Source organism: Phytohabitans sp. LJ34, assembly GCF_052068095.1.
In the GTDB taxonomy this organism is placed as follows: Bacteria; Actinomycetota; Actinomycetes; order Mycobacteriales; family Micromonosporaceae; genus Phytohabitans.
The window spans coordinates 208,848-223,598 of sequence record NZ_JBQHDG010000011.1; the positions used below are offsets into that span (position 1 = coordinate 208,848).

Consider the following 14,751-nt stretch of genomic DNA (forward strand, 5'->3'; position numbering starts at 1 on the left):
ATGGAGGCACCGCAACAGTCGCTGCACGCGCTCCTGGACGCGGCGACCGCCAGCACCCCGGACCGGCTGGCTCTGGTCAGCGACCGGGACCGGCTGACGTACCGGCAGCTCGCCGCGCGTACGCACACCGCCGCCGCGTGGCTGCGCGAGCGAGGCGTGCGGCGGGGCGACCGGGTGCTGCTGGTGGCGGCCAACAGCGCGGACCTCGTCTGCGCCGTCTACGCCACATCCCGCCTCGGCGCCGCGTTCGTCGTCGTCAACAACGAGACCAAGCCGTTCCACCTGAGCCACATCCTGCGCGACGCCGAGCCGGCGCTGGTGCTCACCGACGACCCGGCCCGGATACCGGCCGAACCGGCCGTCCCGGTGGCGGAGCTGGCGGCCCTTCCGGCCGCGGAACCGGCCGCCGAGCCGGTGCGCTGGCCCGGCATCAGCACCGACGTGGCCTGCCTGATCTACACCTCGGGCAGCACGGCCGCACCGAAGGGCGTGGTGTCGCCGCACCGGACCATGCGCTTCGCCGTCGACGCCATCGCCGGCCGGCTCGACCTGCGCGGCGACGACGTGATCGGCACGTACCTGCCGCTCTCCTTCGACTACGCCCTGTACCAGATCTTCCTCGCCGCCCGCGCGGGCGCCACCCTGGCGCTCGGCGATCCCGGCCAGGTCGGCCCCGGCCTGCTGTCCCGGCTGGAGCGGTGGCGGGTCACCGTGCTGCCGCTGGTGCCTTCGCTCGCCGGCGCGCTGCTGCGGCTGGCCCGCCGCGACGGCGCCACCCGGCTGTCCGCGCTGCGTTCCGTCACCAACACCGGTGCGCGGCTGGCGCCGGAGACGATCGACGCGCTGCGCGACCAGTTCCCCGGCGTCGCCGTGTACGCGATGTTCGGGCTCACCGAGTGCAAGCGCGTGGCGATCCTCGACCCGGCGGAGCTGGACACCCGGCGTGGCTCGGTGGGCCGGCCGCTGCCGGACACGGAGTGCCTCGTCGTCGACGGGGACGGCCGGGTCCTGCCGCCCGGCGAGACCGGCGAGCTCGTCGTCCGCGGCCCGCACGTCATGGCGGGGTACTGGCGGGCGCCGGAGCAGACCGCGCGCCGGTTCCGGCCGTTCGGTTCCGGCACCGAACGCGCCCTGTTCACCGGCGACATGTGCGCGCTGGACGAGGACGGCTACCTCTACTTCCGGGGCCGGTTCGACGACGTGTACAAGAGCCGCGGACACCGGGTGAGCACGCTGGAGGTCGAGGCCGCCGCCCTGCATGTGCCGGGCGTGGCGGAGGCGGCCGTGGTGCCGCCCGCCGACGACGCCGAGGGTGCCCGGCTGTTCGTCACCGGCACCGCCGACTCCGGCGCCGTGCTCGCCGGGCTGCGCGAACGGCTCGAGCCGGCCAAGGTGCCGGACTCGGTGCGGGTGCTGGACCGGTTGCCGTTGAGCACCAACCGCAAGGTCGACCGCGACCGGCTCCGCGAGATCGCCGTGGAGGTGCCGTGATGCGCGCCCGGACCCTGCTGGAGCGCTTCGGCAGCCCGCTCTACCACTACGACCTGGCCGTGCTGCGCTCGGCACACGCCGACCTCGTCGCGCAGCTGCCCGCGCGGGCCTCCCTGCTGTACTCGGTGAAGGCCAACCCGCATCCCCGGCTGATCGCCGAGCTGCACCGGTTGGGTTGCGGCGTCGAGGTCAGCTCGACCGGCGAGCTGGACGCCGCACTCGCCGCCGGTGTCGCGCCGCGCCACATACTCCACAATGGACCAGCGAAGACCGTCGCCGAGCTGGAGTACTCGGTCGAGCGCGGCGTGCGTCTGTACTCAGTGGACTCGCCGGCCCAGCTGCACCGGCTCGGCGACGTGGCCGGCGGCCGCGGCACCCGGCTGGACGCGTTGCTGCGGGTCAACGGCGACAGCGGGCCGGCGGGCGCGGGCCTGACGATGACCGGCACCGCCTCGCAGTTCGGCGTCGACGCGACACAGGTGGAGGCGGATCCAGCCGCGTTCACGCACGGCGAGCTGCGGGTCCGCGGGCTGCACTTCTACCTGGGCACCAACGTCGAGGACGGCGCCGACCTCCTCGCCACGTTCCACGCCGCCCTGGCCGTCACCGCGCGGCTGCGGCGGGCGCTTCCCGGTCCGATCGAGATCCTCGACCTCGGCGGTGGGTTCGCCGCGCCGTACGCCCGAGCCGGCGACCGGCGCCGCTACCCGGGGCTGCGGGCCGCGCTCGACGACCTGCTCCGCCGCTTCGTACCGGAAGGGCCGCGGGTGCTGTTCGAGTCGGGCCGCTACCTCACCGCCGAATGCGGGCGGCTGGCCGCGACCGTCCAGGACGTCAAGTCCTCCAAGGGCCGCACCTTCGTCCTGCTCGACAGCGGGATCAACCATCTGGGCGGCATGGCCGGGCTGCGCCGGGTGCCGCCGCTCGTACCACAGCTGCACGCCGGCGACCGCGCGGCGGAGCCGGCGGTGACCTGCGACGTGGTCGGGCCGCTGTGCACACCGCTGGACGCCTGGAGCCGGCGCGTCGACCTACCGGCCCTGCGTCCCGGAGACGTCGTCGAGGTACCCAACGTCGGCGCGTACGGCCTGACCGGCAGCCTCATCGGGTTCCTCAGCCACGAACCACCCACCGAGGTGGTCGTGGACGGGAACGAGACCGTCGACGTGTCCCGGCTGTCCATCCGCCGCACCTACGAGAAAGGAGACCAACCATGACCACACTCGCCACCGAACGGTTCGACGAGGTGCTGCGCCGCCACCTGAAGTACCTGCCGGCCGGAGAGCCCCTCGCGCCGGACGCCGACCTTCGCTCCCTGGGCCTCGACTCGATGGCCGCCGTCGACCTGCTCTTCGACATCGAGGACAGCTTCGACATCGTGCTGCCCGACGAGGCCCTGGTCGAGCAGACGTTCACGACGCCGGCCGCCCTGCGCGGTGTGCTCGACGAACTGGGCCAGGACGGAGGCGCGTCATGAGCACCGCGGTCTCCGCCCCGGCCGGTCGCCGGCACGTCGAGCCGCTCGCCGCGGCGCGGGAGGTGCTGCCGGTCATCGCCGAGCACGCCACCGGCGTCGACGAGCGCGGCGAGTTTCCCGCCGCCGCCCTCGACGCCCTGCGCCAGACACCGTTGATGGGCCTGCTCGTGCCGCGCGAGTACGGCGGCATGGGCGGCGGCCTCGCCGACCTGGCCGCGGTCGCCCGCGAGATCGCCGGGGCCTGCACCGCGACGGCGGTCGTCTGGGCGATGCACTGCCAGCAGGTGGCCGCGGTCGCGCGGCACGGCGGCGACCGGCTACGCGCCCGGGTGCTGCCGCGCGTGGCGCGGGGCGAGGTGTACGTCGCCTCGGTGACGACCGAGCGGGGCAAGGGCGGCCACCTGCTGACCGCCCAGGCGCCGCTGGTGCCGGCCGGGGTCGGGCGGCTGCGGCTGCGCCGGGAGGCACCGATCTGTACCGGCGCGCTGCACGCCGACGCCTTCCTCGTCACCATGCGCGCCGGATCGGAAGCCAACGAGGGCGACGTCCGGCTGGTCTGGGCCGATCGATCCCAGCTCGACATCGAGACGCGCGGCGACTGGAACCCGATGGGCATGCGCGGCACCCACAGCGTCGCGGTGAGCCTCGACGGGGAGATCGGCCCGGAGGACGTCGTCGGCGACGACTTCCGCACCGTCGCGCTGGGTACGTTCGTGCCGGCCGGTCACATCGCCTGGGCGTCGTCGTGGCTGGGCGCCGCACAGGGCGCGCTGCGCCGCACCATCGGTCTGCTGCGTGACCCGCGCGGCCGCCGGCAGTTCGACCTCGGCTCCGATCTCCTCGTCACCCGCCTCGCCGGCGTCCGTGCCGACCTCGACTGCGTCGAGGCACTGCTGGAACGGGTGGTCGGCACCGTCGAGCGCGTCATGGCCCGCGGCGCGTCCCGGGCCGAGGTCGAGGACCCCGCGTACCAGATCCTCGTCAACGAGCTGAAGGTGGTCGCCGCGGAGCGTACCCACGCCGCCGTCGACCGCCTCGTCGAACTGGTCGGGCTGCGCCACGGGTACCTGAAGTCGTCCCCGATCGGCCTCGAACGGGTCCTGCGCGACCTGCGCTCGGCGAGCCTCATGTACGCCAACGACCGCCTGCTCGTCGCGAACGGCAAGCTCGCGCTCCTCGACCGCACCGCGAGGCTGCCGTGACCGCGCTGGGGGAGCGGACACGCCGGGACGAGGTCACCGTCTGGACCGTCCCGTGCGCGGAGCCGGGCCCGGTCCTGGACCGGCTCGCGCGGTCGCTCCCACCGGCCGAGCGGGCCCGGGCCGGTGCCCTGCACGGGCGGCGGCGTGCCGAGTACGTGACCGGCCGCGTGCTGCTGCGTGGCCGCCTCGCCGGTCAGCTGCGGTGCGCGCCCCACGATGTGCCGCTCACGGTGACCGCGAGCGGCAGGCCGGAGGTGCCCGGCACGGCGGGCGGTGGATCGGTCAACCTGTCCCACGCCGGCGGACTTGTCGCCGTCGCGTTCAGCCGGGACGGCGCCGTGGGCGTCGACATCGAACCGGACGGCCGCCCTCCTTCGGCACTGGCGTGGACCTGCTCGGCGGGCGAACGCGCCTGGCTGGCGAGCCTCCCCGAGCCGCGCCGGCGCCGCGCGTTCGCCCGGCTCTGGACCCGCAAGGAGGCCTGCGTCAAGGCCGGTGGCACCGGGATAAACACCCGACTCAACGGCATCCACTGTGGACCGGGCCGGGCCGGGCGGTGGGCGGACATCTGGTGGCGGCAGATACCTGTCGCGCCCGGCTTCGCCGCCGCGGTGGCTCTGCGCCCGCTGCGCCCGGCCGTTGCGGGCTACCGGTTCGGGACTCGGGTCGTACCCACACGAATCCCTGGAGTACCAGATGACGACCACCAGAAATGACTTGGAACGCGACCACCTGCGGCGGGTGCTCGGCGAGTTCGCCACCGGCGTGGCGATCGTCACCGCCCCGGTGCCGAGCGGGCCGGTCGGCATGACCGTCAACTCGTTCACGTCGGTGTCGCTCGAACCACCGCTCGTCCTGGTCTGCCTGGCCAGCGACTCCCGCACCACCGACGCGGTCACCCGGGCCGGCTGCTTCGCGATCAGCATCCTGCGCCAGGACCAGCGACGGATCTGCGACACCTTCGCGGCCCGCCACGTGGACAAGTTCGCAGAGGTCGGCGCGCGGGAAGCGGCGACCGGCGCGCCGATCATCCGGGGCGCCCTGGCGTACCTGGACTGCACCGTCCACCAGGTGCTGCCCGCCGGCGACCACCTGATCGTGATCGGTGCCGTGGCGGAGGCGGCGGCGACCTGTGACGGCAAGCCCCTCACGTTCTTTCGAGGCAGCCTGCGCTGAGCCGGCCGGCCCCGACCCCTACCAACGCGAAAGGCGACTCACATGACCACCAAGACGGTGCAACTTGGCGGCGGAACCCGCGCCGTCGTCACCGGCGGGCTCGGCTTCGTCGGCTCGCACCTCGTCCGCACCCTGGCCCGACGCGGGGTCAAGGTGACCGTCCTCGACATCGCCACCGGGACCGCCGGCGGCGCCCGACCACGTCCCAACGTCGAGCACCGCGCCGTCGACCTGCGCGACCCGCGTTCGGTGCGCACCGCGCTCCGGCCGGCCGACGTCGTGTTCCACCTCGCCGGCAACGCCAGCGGTACCCTCTCCGTCGACCGGCCCCGCTTCGACTTCGAGACCAACGCCGAAGGCACCTTTAACCTCTGCGAGGCGCTGCTGAACACGCCGGTCAAACGGCTGGTGTACCTGTCGTCGGCGATGGTCTACGGGCGTCCACAAGCGACACCGATCCCGGAGTCGCACGCGCTGCGCCCGTTCCTGCCGTACGGCGCCTCGAAGCTCGCCGGTGAGCACGTGGCGCACAGCATGCACGAGTCGTTCGGGCTGCCGACGGTCATCGGCCGCGCCTTCACCATCTACGGGCCGGGCGAGGACCCGCGCCGCGCGGGCGGCGAGGTGTCCCAGTTCGTGCGCTGGCACCTCAACGGGCGCGCGATCCCCAGCGTGGGGGACGCGGACCGCAAGACCCGCGACTTCTCGCACATCGACGACCTCGTCGCCGGCCTGCTGGTGATCGCCGAGCGCGGCACGTCCGGCGAGGTCTACAACCTGGGTACCGGCGCGGAGACCTCGTTGCGTGAGCTCGCCGACGTGATCGGGCGGGTTACCGGCCGCCCCGCCCGGCTGCGCAGCGACGACCGCGTGCTCGACGACAGCTACCGGCACGTCGCCGACATCGGCAAGCTGCGCGCCCTCGGCTACCGCCCGTCCGTGCCGCTCGCCGCCGGCGTCGCCGCGCTCGTCCGCGCCCTCGGCAGCCGGCCGGAACTGCCGAGCATGCCCACCGTCTTCCACCGTCCGACCACCGCTGAACTCTCCGCCGCCTGACCGGAGAACCCGTCACCGGGAGGAGTGCAGGCCGTGAACGATTTTGTCGTCCCGTACCAAGGCCAGGGGAGCATGTTCGACGAGCAGGACATCGCCGCGGTGACGGCACTGCTCCGCTCGGACAAGCATCTGTCGTCCGGTGTGGAGCGTGCCGCCTTCGAGGCGGAGTTCGCCCGGTACGTCGGCGCCCCGCACGCCGTCAGCGTCACAAGCTGCACGATGGCGCTTCAGCTGGCCACCCAGCTGCTCGACCTGCGTCCCGGAGACGAGGTGATAGCTTCGCCGCTGACCTTCCAGGCGACGGTGGCTCCCTTGCTCGGTCGCGAGGTGACCGTGCGGTTCGCCGACATCGACGCCGACTCGCTCGGGCTGTCGCCGGCGTCCGCCGCCGGGCTGATCGGCCCGCGCACCCGCGCCGTCTACGTGACCCACTACGGCGGCCTGGCCGCCGACCTCGGCGGGCTGAGAGAGCTGACCAGCGCCCACCGACTCGCGCTCGTCGAGGACTGCGCGCACGCCCTCGGCACCCGCTACCGTGGCCGGCACGCCGGCACGGTCGGCGACATCGGGTGCTGGAGCTTCCACAGCCTGAAGAACATGTCGACGCTGGGCCAGGGCGGCATGGTCACCACCGCCGACGGCGGGTGGGACAGCCGCCTGCGCCGGATCGGGGCGATCGAGCCCGACGCCGACTTCGCGCCCAGCGCCGCACAAGCGACGTTCGGCCCGTGCCAGCCACCGGGTGTGGACGATCCGGAACGGCACTGCAAGAACGCGTACACGCACGACTGCACCGCCGTACGCGCGGGCGGCAGCAACGCCATCATGAGCGAGCCGGCGGCCGCGGTGGGGCGTACACAGCTGCACAAGCTGCCCCGGTTCGTCGAGCGGCGCCGGGCGATCGCCGGATACCTCAACGAACGGCTGTCCCGCCTGCCCGGCGTGCGGGTGCACGAGGACCTGCCGGGCCGCGAGCACTCGTACCACCTCTACACGTTCCGCCTCGAGAACGCCCCGACGGGACAGCGGGACGAGCTGGTCCGGCGGCTGCACCACGAGTACGGAGTGGAGATCATCCTCAGGTACTTCCCGCTGCACCTGCTGCCCGAGTGGCGCTTTCACGGCGGCGCGTACGGGCAGGCGCCGGTCGCCGAGCGGGTGTGGTTCAACGAGCTCGTCAACCTGCCGATGTACCCGGCCATGCGGGACTGGCAGGTGGAGTACCTCGCCGACGCGGTCACCGCGGCCCTGCGCGACGTGACCGGCACGCACCGTGCGACGAAGGTGGCCGAGGAGGTGGCGTCGTGATCGACGAACGCGCACTCGCCGAGGTGGTCGACGACTTTCGGGCTCGGCACCGGGTGCCGGGTGTGGCGGTCGCGACTTTCGACCCGAGCGGTCCACTGGCGACAGTCGCGCGTGGACAGCGCAGCGTCGAGGAGCCGTCCGCGCCGATGCGTCCGGACACGCTGTTTCGCGTCTACTCGGTGACCAAGAGCCTGACCGCCACGCTGATCGTGCAGCTGGCCGGTGAGGGCGTGGTCGACCTGGACGAACCGGTCGTCGAGACGCTGCCACGGTTTCGGCTGCGTGGGGACGGCGGCACCGCGCGGGTGACCCTGCGGCACCTGCTCAGCCACCAGGCCGGGTTCATCCCCGACGCCGTCACGCATGACGGGTGCGGGCGAGACCCCGGGGCGATCGGCGAAGCGGCACACGCCGAGCCGGCGCGTACCCCGCTGGTCGGCGCTCCCGGGCAGGTCTACTCGTACAGCAACCTGGGGTTCACGGTGGCCGGCCACGTGGCCGAGGTCCGCGGGCAGCGGGCGTTCCACGACCTGTTCCGGGAACGCGTGGCGGAACCGCTCGGCATGACGCGCACTACGCACGATCCGGCGGTCGCGATGACCTACCCGCTGCTCCAGCACCACGTCGACCGCGACGGCGCCCTCCGGCTGGCGCACGCGCCGTGGGTGGCCGCCAAACACGCACCCTCCTCGCAGTGCTGGTCCACAGTGGAGGACATGGCCCGGTTCGGCGCCATGCACATCGCCGGCGGCCGGTGCGCCACGGGCAGCCTCGTCAGCCCGCGGCTGCTGGAAGAGGCGCACCGTCCACACGCGGACGTACGGCTCGACATCGACCTGCGGTACGGCCTCGGCTTCTACATCGGACCGCGCGACCCCGCCGCCGCCCGCTTCGGCCACGAGGGCTTCTACGACGGCATGTGGTGCAAGCTGATCTGCGTACCCGCCGCCGGCATCGGCCTGGTCTGGGCGGACAACCGCGGCGACGAGCTGCGCGACCCGCGCTACCGGGCCATCGACACGATCCTCGCCGCGCTCGGGGCCGGCGCGGCCGACTGGCGGCGCACCACCGGCTGGCCGGACGGCGCGGGACCGCCGGACGGCGTTTTCGAGCGGCCGGCGAGCGGGGCCGGGCTGCTCCTCCGGACGCGCGGCGACCGGCTCCTGGTCACCGCGACCGACCGCGAGCTGGCCCTCGAACCCGTCGCGGCGGACGTCTGGGCCACTCCCGCGGCGCCGGACGCGGCACCCCCGTGGCGCTCGCACGCCGGCAGCCGGCGGGTCAGCCTCGGCGCCGTCCGCGACCCCGGCGGCGACGTCTGCCACGTGCTGCTGAACGGCCTGCCATACCGGCGGCGCGCCCGCCAGACCGGTACCATCCGGACAGCGGGGCGGCACAGTGGCGCCGGGCTCAGATGAGCGGGATAAGTCTGATGGAGATGGTGGGCGGCCGCCGTGACAACGCGGTGCTGGCGCTGGTGTGCACCGCCCAGTTCGTCGACGTCGCGGGTGTCACGATCGTGATCGTGGCGCTGCCGGCCATCCAGCACGATCTGCGGCTGAGCGATGGCGACCTGTCCTGGGTGGCGTCGATCTACGCGTTGATCTTCGGTGCGTTCCTGGTCCTCGGCGGCCGCGCCGCGGACATGGTCGGCCGGCGGGCCATTTTCATGCTGGGCAGCGCCACGGTGGCGGGCGGGTCGCTGATATGCGCGGTCGCCGGCGACGCGGCGTGGCTCATCGCCGGGCGGGGCCTGCAAGGGCTGGGCGCGGCCGTCGCCGTCCCGGCCGCGCTCGCGCTGCTGCTGGCGACCCTGCCGCCCGGACGGCTGCGCAGCCGCGCGCTCGGACTGTGGACCATGGCCGGCGCGGTGGGCGGCGCCTCAGGGTTCGTCATCGGCGGCCTCGTCACCCAGCTGGCCGGCTGGCGCTGGCTCTTCGCGGCGATCGGGCCGCTCGCGCTCGCCGCCGTGCTGGCCGCGCCGGTGGCCCTCGCCGCGGTGCCGCCGCGCCGTGCCGAGCGCGGCTCGCTCAACATCACCGGTGCGCTGTTGTGCACCGCGGCCGTCCTGCTGCTCATCCTGGGGTTCAACCGGATGGAGGCACGTGGGCCGGCCAGCGTCTGGTCGTGGCTTCCCCTCGTGCTGGCACCCGCCGCCGGCCTGCTCTTCGTCGCCGCCGAAAGGCGGGCGCGCACACCGCTGGTGCCGCCGGCGCTCTGGTCGATGCGCTCTTTCCGGCTCGGTGCCTGGACCGCGATGGTGCTGACCGCCACGACCAGCGGGGCGAACGTCATCGGTTCGCTGTTCCTCCAGGACGACCTCGGCATGTCGGCCGGCGCGACCGGGGCGAGCTTCCTGCTGTTCAGCCTCAGCGTGGTGCTGGGATCGACCGCCGCGCCTTCCCTGCTGCGGCGCCTCACCGCGGTGCGGTCCCTCACGGTCGGCCTCGCCGTCGTCGTCGTGGCCATGCTCTGCGAGGTGGTCGCCGCGAGCGAGGAACACTTCGGCGCGTACCTGGCCGGGCTTGCCCTCTCCGGGCTCGGGCTCGGCGTCGCGTCGGTCGCCTCCACCGAGCACGGCACCGCGGACGCGGACGACGCCACGTCCGGGCTGATCGGCGGCTTGCTGAACGCCGCCGCGCAGATCGGCACCGCGATCGGCATCGCCGTCCTGGTCGTCACCGCGCGGTGGTCCGGCTTCGCGGCCGGCTTCCTACTCGCCGGCACGGTCGCCCTCGGCGCCGCGGCGGCCACCGCGCTCCGGACGACCGTGCGGGTTCGCCGCTGACTCAGGCCTGCCGCGGGCGGCGCGGCCGCATGACGAGCGCCGCGACGTAGTAGGTGCAGGCGACGGTGTCCGGGTTGGCGTAGCTGTGCGGGACGTCGGCGGCGAAGTAGACCGAGTCGCCCGGCGACAGTGTCAGCGACGTGTCGCCGACGGTCAGCCGCAAGGTGCCTGACTGCACGACGACGAACTCGTGCGACCCCGGTGCGTAGGCCGGAAACTCGCCCGCGTCGCGGCCAGGCGGCAGCGTGGAGCGGATCCACTCGAAGTTCACCCCCGGCACGACCGGCGTGAGGATCGTGCGCTGCCAGCCGCCTGGCTCGTCGACGACGTCCTGCTCGGCCGCGCGTCGCACGACTACGCGCGGCCCGTCGGCGGCGACGAGCTCGGTCAACGGCACGCCGAGCCCGTCGGCGATGCGGGCGAGCACGACGATCGTGGGTGCTTTCTGTCCACGTTCGACGGAGGAGAGCATGCTGACGCTGACCGAGGCCGCCTCCGCCAGCGCCTGAAGCGTCAACGCGCGATCGAGCCGGGCCGCCTGGATGCGGCGGCCGAGTTCGACAAGATCCGTCATTTCGCTATAATAGCCAGACGTTTCACGATAGCGAAATCGGATGGAAGCCATGCCCACGGACCTGACCGTCGCACCGGCGACGCCCGCCGACCTGGAGACCGTCACCACGATCTACGCCCACTACGTCACCGACACGGTCGCCACGTTCGAGCAGGTGCCGCCGACGGTCGAATACTGGCGGCAGCGGATGGCGGACCTGTCCGGGCAGGGCCTGCCGTTCCTCGTGGCGAGGATCGGCGGCGAAACCGTCGGGTACGCCTACGCCAGCCCCTGGCGGCCGAAGCCGGCCTACCGCTACACCGTCGAGGACACGATCTACCTCGCGCCGGGCTGGACCGGTCGCGGAGTGGGACGCGCCCTGCTGGAGCGGCTGCTTCAGGACTGCGCACACGCCGGCGTCCGGCAGGTCATCGCCGTCATAGCCGACACCGGCAGCGACGCCTCCGCCGCCCTGCACCGCCGCCTCGGCTTCGCCGACGTGGGCAGGCTGAGCGGCGTGGGCCACAAGCACGGCCGCTGGATCGACACAGCGCTCATGCAACGCACCCTGCGTTAGTGACCGGCAAGCTTTCACAAACACTCCACAATCGACTGGTACACCAAAGTGTGGCCGGGGGCGTCTTATGAAGCGTGAAGTGGCGAGGGGCGTCTCTGTGTGTCGCGGCGGCCGCGGTGTTGCCGGCCAGCCTGATGCTGTACGGCGTGTGCGTGCCCGGCGGCTACTACGACTTCGTCGTCGGAGCGCTGTGGTGCTGGACGATCGTCGGGGTCGCGTGGGCGGTGATCGGGGTCAGGTGGTGGCGTCGCGACCCTCCCGATTCGCGGTGGCGGCTGTGGCCGCTCGCGGTGTTTCCGTTCGTGCTCGTCGTGAGCTGGTGGACAGCCTCGGGTGACCTCGTCGGCAAGGCCACGTTCGCCCACTACCGGGCGGATCTGGAGCAGCTCGCCGATCGCGCCTCGACGAACGACGACACCCGCGTCGGGCCCTACCGGTTCCGCTCTCGGTTCTACATGGACGGTTGCACGCTCTACAGCGTGCGTGAACCGGCCATGGCGGTCGGATCCGGGCTGGCCTGGTGCCCTGGGGTATCGCCGACCGACCACATCTGGGACGAGGGCGAGATCTTCGAAAAGATCGAAGGCGACTGGTACACGTTCGTGATGCCGTTCGGCGACACCCCTGTCGACCCGTGGGGGCTTCAGGTCACCAGGATCGACTCAGTGGGCCACGTGTGAGGCGCGGTTCATCCGAGCCACCGGTCGAACCAGGCGCGGGTGCGGCGGAGCACGTCGAGTTGGTGGTTGCGTTCGCGGATCGAATGACCCTCCCGGGGATAGACGACGTAGGTGTGCTCGACACCGAAGCCGCGCAGCGCGCGGTAGAAGAACTCCGCCTGTGATACCGGGACGTTCGTGTCGTTCTCGCCGTGCAGGATCAGCACCGGTGTGCGGACCCTGGAGGCGTACGAGATCGGGCTGAGCCGGTCGTGGCGGTGCGGGCCGGTTCCTTCCCAGCCGCTGCTGCCGCCGAGAGCGGACTCGAAGCGCCCCTCCTCCCCGGTCGCGGCGAGCATGCCCCAGTCGCTGATCCCGGCGCCCATGACGGCGGCCTTGAACCGGTCGGTCTGCCCGACCGCCCACGCGGCCATGAAACCGCCGTGGCTCCAGCCGCCGATGCCCAGCCGGTCCGGGTCGGCGACGCCCGAGGCGACGAGCATGTCGATGCCGGCGCGGATGTCAGTCCACTCGTCCAGGCCGACCGCGCCGGCGACGCGCACCGCGAAGTCGTGACCGTGGCCCCGGCCGCCGCGCGGGTTGGGCAGAAACACGGCGTAGCCCGCGGTCGCCAGCCACTGGCCAGACGGGTGCCAATTGAGCATGAGCCGGTCGGCGTGCCGGTCGTACGGGCCGCCGTGGACGATGGTCACCAGTGGAAAGGGCCCGTCCGCGCGGGACCGGCCGGCGGGCAGGATCAGCAGGCCGTCGAGAGCCAGTCCGTCGAACGCCTTGTACGACAGGCGTTCCTGGACACCCCACCGCACGTCGCGCAGCTCGGGCCCGAGGTCGGTCAGCCTCGCCAGCGGCCCGCTCGTGGGGCCGGCGTGGACGTTTCCGGGCTCGTAGGACGTGCTCACCACCGCCGCGATGGCGGCACCGTCGCGGTTTGTGGTCAACGACGTCGCGAGGCCGTCCATCCGGGACACCTCGACGAGGTTGGGCCCGGCCGGATCGAGCCGGTGGATCGCCGTGTCGAGCCCGTCGGCGACCAGCACCAGCGGCGGGCCGGTGTCGACCTGCACCAGGTCGCTCGGGCAGGCGGTCATGCCGGCGGTCAGGTTGCGGTGGCCACCGGCCGGCCCGCTCGCCGGTACCGCGACGTCGAGCACCGCGTGTCCGCCTACCAGAGCGGGTGGGGTCTTCGCGAGATATGCCAGGTGCCAGCCGTCGCGGGCGGGCCACCAGACGAGCGACGACGCGCCCGCCGCGGCCGGCCCGAGGTCGCGCGTCACGCCGGTGTGCGAGTCGAGCAGGTGCAGAGCCGGCTCCACGAGGCCGGGATCCACGTCCGGGGTCGACCAGGTCAGTGCCGCCAGGATCCCGTCGCCGGGCCGCCGCACGACCTCGACGACATGGCGATCGCCGAACGCGTCCGGCGTCCGGACCTCGCCGCCGCGTACGTCGAGCAGTCGCAGCCGGTCCGGGCGGACGCGTTCACCCCACACCCGCGCGTCGTCACGCTCGCGCTCCCGACGCCTGTCCTCATCGGACGGTGGGTCGGGGGCGATCACCACGACAAGGTCCGGATCGGCGAGCGGGAGGTGTCCGGACACCCCGCCGGCCCAGGACGTGACCGCCCGCACGACGCCGTCGAACAGCCCGACCCGGTGCAGCTGCGCCGTGCCACGCTCGGCCCGGTCGGACAGGAAGTAGAGTGCCGTCGAATCCCCGGTCCACCGCGGCGCCGAATCGTATGCCTCGCCCGAGGTCAGTCGCCGCGGGGGAGCGGTCCCGTCGGCGGCGGCGGCCCAGAGCTCGCTGACCGGGTGAACACCCGCCTGCCCGACCGGGGCGACCACGTAGGCGACCCACTTGCCGTCCGGCGACAGCGCCAACGCCCGCGGGACACGACCGTCGACCACCATCTCGGCGGTGAGCTGTGCACGGTCCATTGGGGCACAGTATCGATCATCGCCGCATCCTCGGATCGTGTGTGGGGTCGGCGTACATGGGCGGGCAGCCGCGGTCGACCGCCTCGGGGCGCAGTTCGTAGTGCCAGGGCTCGTTGCGGTAGATCTGGCACAGCCCGTACCGGGCGCCGTGCCGCGACAGCCACGCCGCGGCGTCGGAGGGCCCGATGTCGATCGCGTCGCCGGACACGTGAGCCGACGTGTCCGCGGTGGCGACCCATCGGGCGGCCTCCTCCTCCGAGCCGTACTTCCAGACCGCCTCCCGGAGAAGCTCGTTCTGGTACTCCGGGGAACGCCAACCGCTGTTGACGTAGAACTCGATGCCGTCGGCGGCGGCGTCCGTGGCCGCCGCGCGCACGGCCCGGAGCAGCTCAGGGTGGAGATTGGCTACCCCGGGATACCAGTCGTCGAAGACGGTCACGCCGCCGCGGAGGGCGGCCCGAAGGCTTTGTGGTGATGTGGTTTCACTCATGCCACCAGTCAAGGCAACG

At 72.9% G+C, this 14,751-nt stretch carries 15 protein-coding genes; 12 read left to right on the forward strand and 3 right to left on the reverse strand.

What is annotated here, in order from left to right:
• Genes ACTMTJ_RS21040 through ACTMTJ_RS21085 form a run of 10 tightly spaced genes read left to right on the forward strand, consistent with a single transcriptional unit; the run spans position 1 to position 10,498 of the window.
• Positions 1 to 1,491: a class I adenylate-forming enzyme family protein gene (locus tag ACTMTJ_RS21040; protein WP_441219089.1), complete on the forward strand. Its 1,491-nt coding sequence runs from the start codon at positions 1 to 3 to the stop codon at positions 1,489 to 1,491.
• Entirely contained in the window at positions 1,491 to 2,708 is a 1,218-nt protein-coding gene (locus tag ACTMTJ_RS21045; protein ID WP_441219091.1) for a type III PLP-dependent enzyme, read from the forward strand. The genes ACTMTJ_RS21040 and ACTMTJ_RS21045 overlap by 1 nt, the downstream gene beginning before the upstream one ends.
• On the forward strand, positions 2,705 to 2,968 hold the full coding sequence (locus ACTMTJ_RS21050; protein WP_441219093.1) for a phosphopantetheine-binding protein: 264 nt from the start codon (positions 2,705 to 2,707) through the stop codon (positions 2,966 to 2,968). Before ACTMTJ_RS21045 ends, ACTMTJ_RS21050 begins: the two co-directional genes overlap by 4 nt.
• Complete coding sequence (locus tag ACTMTJ_RS21055; protein ID WP_441219095.1) at positions 2,965 to 4,170, forward strand: acyl-CoA dehydrogenase family protein; 1,206 nt, start codon at positions 2,965 to 2,967, stop codon at positions 4,168 to 4,170. Before ACTMTJ_RS21050 ends, ACTMTJ_RS21055 begins: the two co-directional genes overlap by 4 nt.
• Positions 4,167 to 4,886, forward strand: a complete 720-nt coding sequence (locus tag ACTMTJ_RS21060) for a 4'-phosphopantetheinyl transferase family protein (protein ID WP_441219097.1) — start codon at positions 4,167 to 4,169, stop codon at positions 4,884 to 4,886. Before ACTMTJ_RS21055 ends, ACTMTJ_RS21060 begins: the two co-directional genes overlap by 4 nt.
• Positions 4,867 to 5,346, forward strand: coding sequence for a flavin reductase family protein (locus ACTMTJ_RS21065; RefSeq protein ID WP_441219098.1), 480 nt, complete (start codon positions 4,867 to 4,869; stop codon positions 5,344 to 5,346). The genes ACTMTJ_RS21060 and ACTMTJ_RS21065 overlap by 20 nt, the downstream gene beginning before the upstream one ends.
• A 42-nt stretch (positions 5,347 to 5,388) precedes the next feature.
• Complete coding sequence (locus tag ACTMTJ_RS21070; protein WP_441219100.1) at positions 5,389 to 6,402, forward strand: NAD-dependent epimerase/dehydratase family protein; 1,014 nt, start codon at positions 5,389 to 5,391, stop codon at positions 6,400 to 6,402.
• A gap of 33 nt (positions 6,403 to 6,435) precedes the next feature.
• Entirely contained in the window at positions 6,436 to 7,710 is a 1,275-nt protein-coding gene (locus tag ACTMTJ_RS21075; RefSeq protein ID WP_441219102.1) for a DegT/DnrJ/EryC1/StrS family aminotransferase, read from the forward strand.
• Positions 7,707 to 9,128: a serine hydrolase domain-containing protein gene (locus tag ACTMTJ_RS21080; RefSeq protein ID WP_441219104.1), complete on the forward strand. Its 1,422-nt coding sequence runs from the start codon at positions 7,707 to 7,709 to the stop codon at positions 9,126 to 9,128. The genes ACTMTJ_RS21075 and ACTMTJ_RS21080 overlap by 4 nt, the downstream gene beginning before the upstream one ends.
• Complete coding sequence (locus ACTMTJ_RS21085; protein WP_441219106.1) at positions 9,125 to 10,498, forward strand: MFS transporter; 1,374 nt, start codon at positions 9,125 to 9,127, stop codon at positions 10,496 to 10,498. The genes ACTMTJ_RS21080 and ACTMTJ_RS21085 overlap by 4 nt, the downstream gene beginning before the upstream one ends.
• Before the next feature lies 1 nt (position 10,499).
• On the opposite strand, the gene ACTMTJ_RS21090 is transcribed toward ACTMTJ_RS21085, so the two are convergent.
• A complete protein-coding gene (locus tag ACTMTJ_RS21090; protein ID WP_441219108.1) occupies positions 10,500 to 11,072 on the reverse strand; it encodes a helix-turn-helix domain-containing protein in 573 nt (190 codons plus the stop codon).
• A gap of 49 nt (positions 11,073 to 11,121) precedes the next feature.
• Here ACTMTJ_RS21090 and ACTMTJ_RS21095 point away from each other — a divergent pair, with 49 nt between their 5' ends.
• Positions 11,122 to 11,628 (forward strand): N-acetyltransferase family protein, encoded by a 507-nt coding sequence (locus ACTMTJ_RS21095; RefSeq protein ID WP_441219110.1) that lies wholly within the window; start codon positions 11,122 to 11,124, stop codon positions 11,626 to 11,628.
• 74 nt (positions 11,629 to 11,702) lie between these two features.
• Positions 11,703 to 12,308 (forward strand): hypothetical protein, encoded by a 606-nt coding sequence (locus ACTMTJ_RS21100; RefSeq protein ID WP_441219112.1) that lies wholly within the window; start codon positions 11,703 to 11,705, stop codon positions 12,306 to 12,308.
• Positions 12,309 to 12,316: 8 nt separating this feature from the next.
• Here the strand turns inward: ACTMTJ_RS21100 and ACTMTJ_RS21105 are convergent, their stop codons facing one another.
• Both ACTMTJ_RS21105 and ACTMTJ_RS21110 read right to left on the reverse strand, forming a co-directional pair.
• Positions 12,317 to 14,242 (reverse strand): S9 family peptidase, encoded by a 1,926-nt coding sequence (locus ACTMTJ_RS21105; protein ID WP_441219114.1) that lies wholly within the window; start codon positions 14,240 to 14,242, stop codon positions 12,317 to 12,319.
• A gap of 16 nt (positions 14,243 to 14,258) precedes the next feature.
• Entirely contained in the window at positions 14,259 to 14,732 is a 474-nt protein-coding gene (locus ACTMTJ_RS21110; protein WP_441219116.1) for a M15 family metallopeptidase, read from the reverse strand.
• Between the last annotated feature and the right edge of the window lie 19 nt (positions 14,733 to 14,751).

What these genes read in the sequence shown, in the direction of transcription:
- ACTMTJ_RS21055 (WP_441219095.1), top strand. Translation starts at nt 2,965, where the DNA reads ATGAGCACCGCGGTCTCCGCCCCGGCCGGTCGCCGGCACGTCGAGCCG.
- ACTMTJ_RS21090 (WP_441219108.1), bottom strand. Translation starts at nt 11,072, where the DNA reads ATGACGGATCTTGTCGAACTCGGCCGCCGCATCCAGGCGGCCCGGCTC.
- ACTMTJ_RS21050 (WP_441219093.1), top strand. Translation starts at nt 2,705, where the DNA reads ATGACCACACTCGCCACCGAACGGTTCGACGAGGTGCTGCGCCGCCAC.
- ACTMTJ_RS21085 (WP_441219106.1), top strand. Translation starts at nt 9,125, where the DNA reads ATGAGCGGGATAAGTCTGATGGAGATGGTGGGCGGCCGCCGTGACAAC.
- ACTMTJ_RS21105 (WP_441219114.1), bottom strand. Translation starts at nt 14,242, where the DNA reads ATGGACCGTGCACAGCTCACCGCCGAGATGGTGGTCGACGGTCGTGTC.
- ACTMTJ_RS21110 (WP_441219116.1), bottom strand. Translation starts at nt 14,732, where the DNA reads ATGAGTGAAACCACATCACCACAAAGCCTTCGGGCCGCCCTCCGCGGC.
- ACTMTJ_RS21070 (WP_441219100.1), top strand. Translation starts at nt 5,389, where the DNA reads ATGACCACCAAGACGGTGCAACTTGGCGGCGGAACCCGCGCCGTCGTC.
- ACTMTJ_RS21065 (WP_441219098.1), top strand. Translation starts at nt 4,867, where the DNA reads ATGACGACCACCAGAAATGACTTGGAACGCGACCACCTGCGGCGGGTG.
- ACTMTJ_RS21095 (WP_441219110.1), top strand. Translation starts at nt 11,122, where the DNA reads ATGCCCACGGACCTGACCGTCGCACCGGCGACGCCCGCCGACCTGGAG.
- ACTMTJ_RS21040 (WP_441219089.1), top strand. Translation starts at nt 1, where the DNA reads ATGGAGGCACCGCAACAGTCGCTGCACGCGCTCCTGGACGCGGCGACC.
- ACTMTJ_RS21045 (WP_441219091.1), top strand. Translation starts at nt 1,491, where the DNA reads ATGCGCGCCCGGACCCTGCTGGAGCGCTTCGGCAGCCCGCTCTACCAC.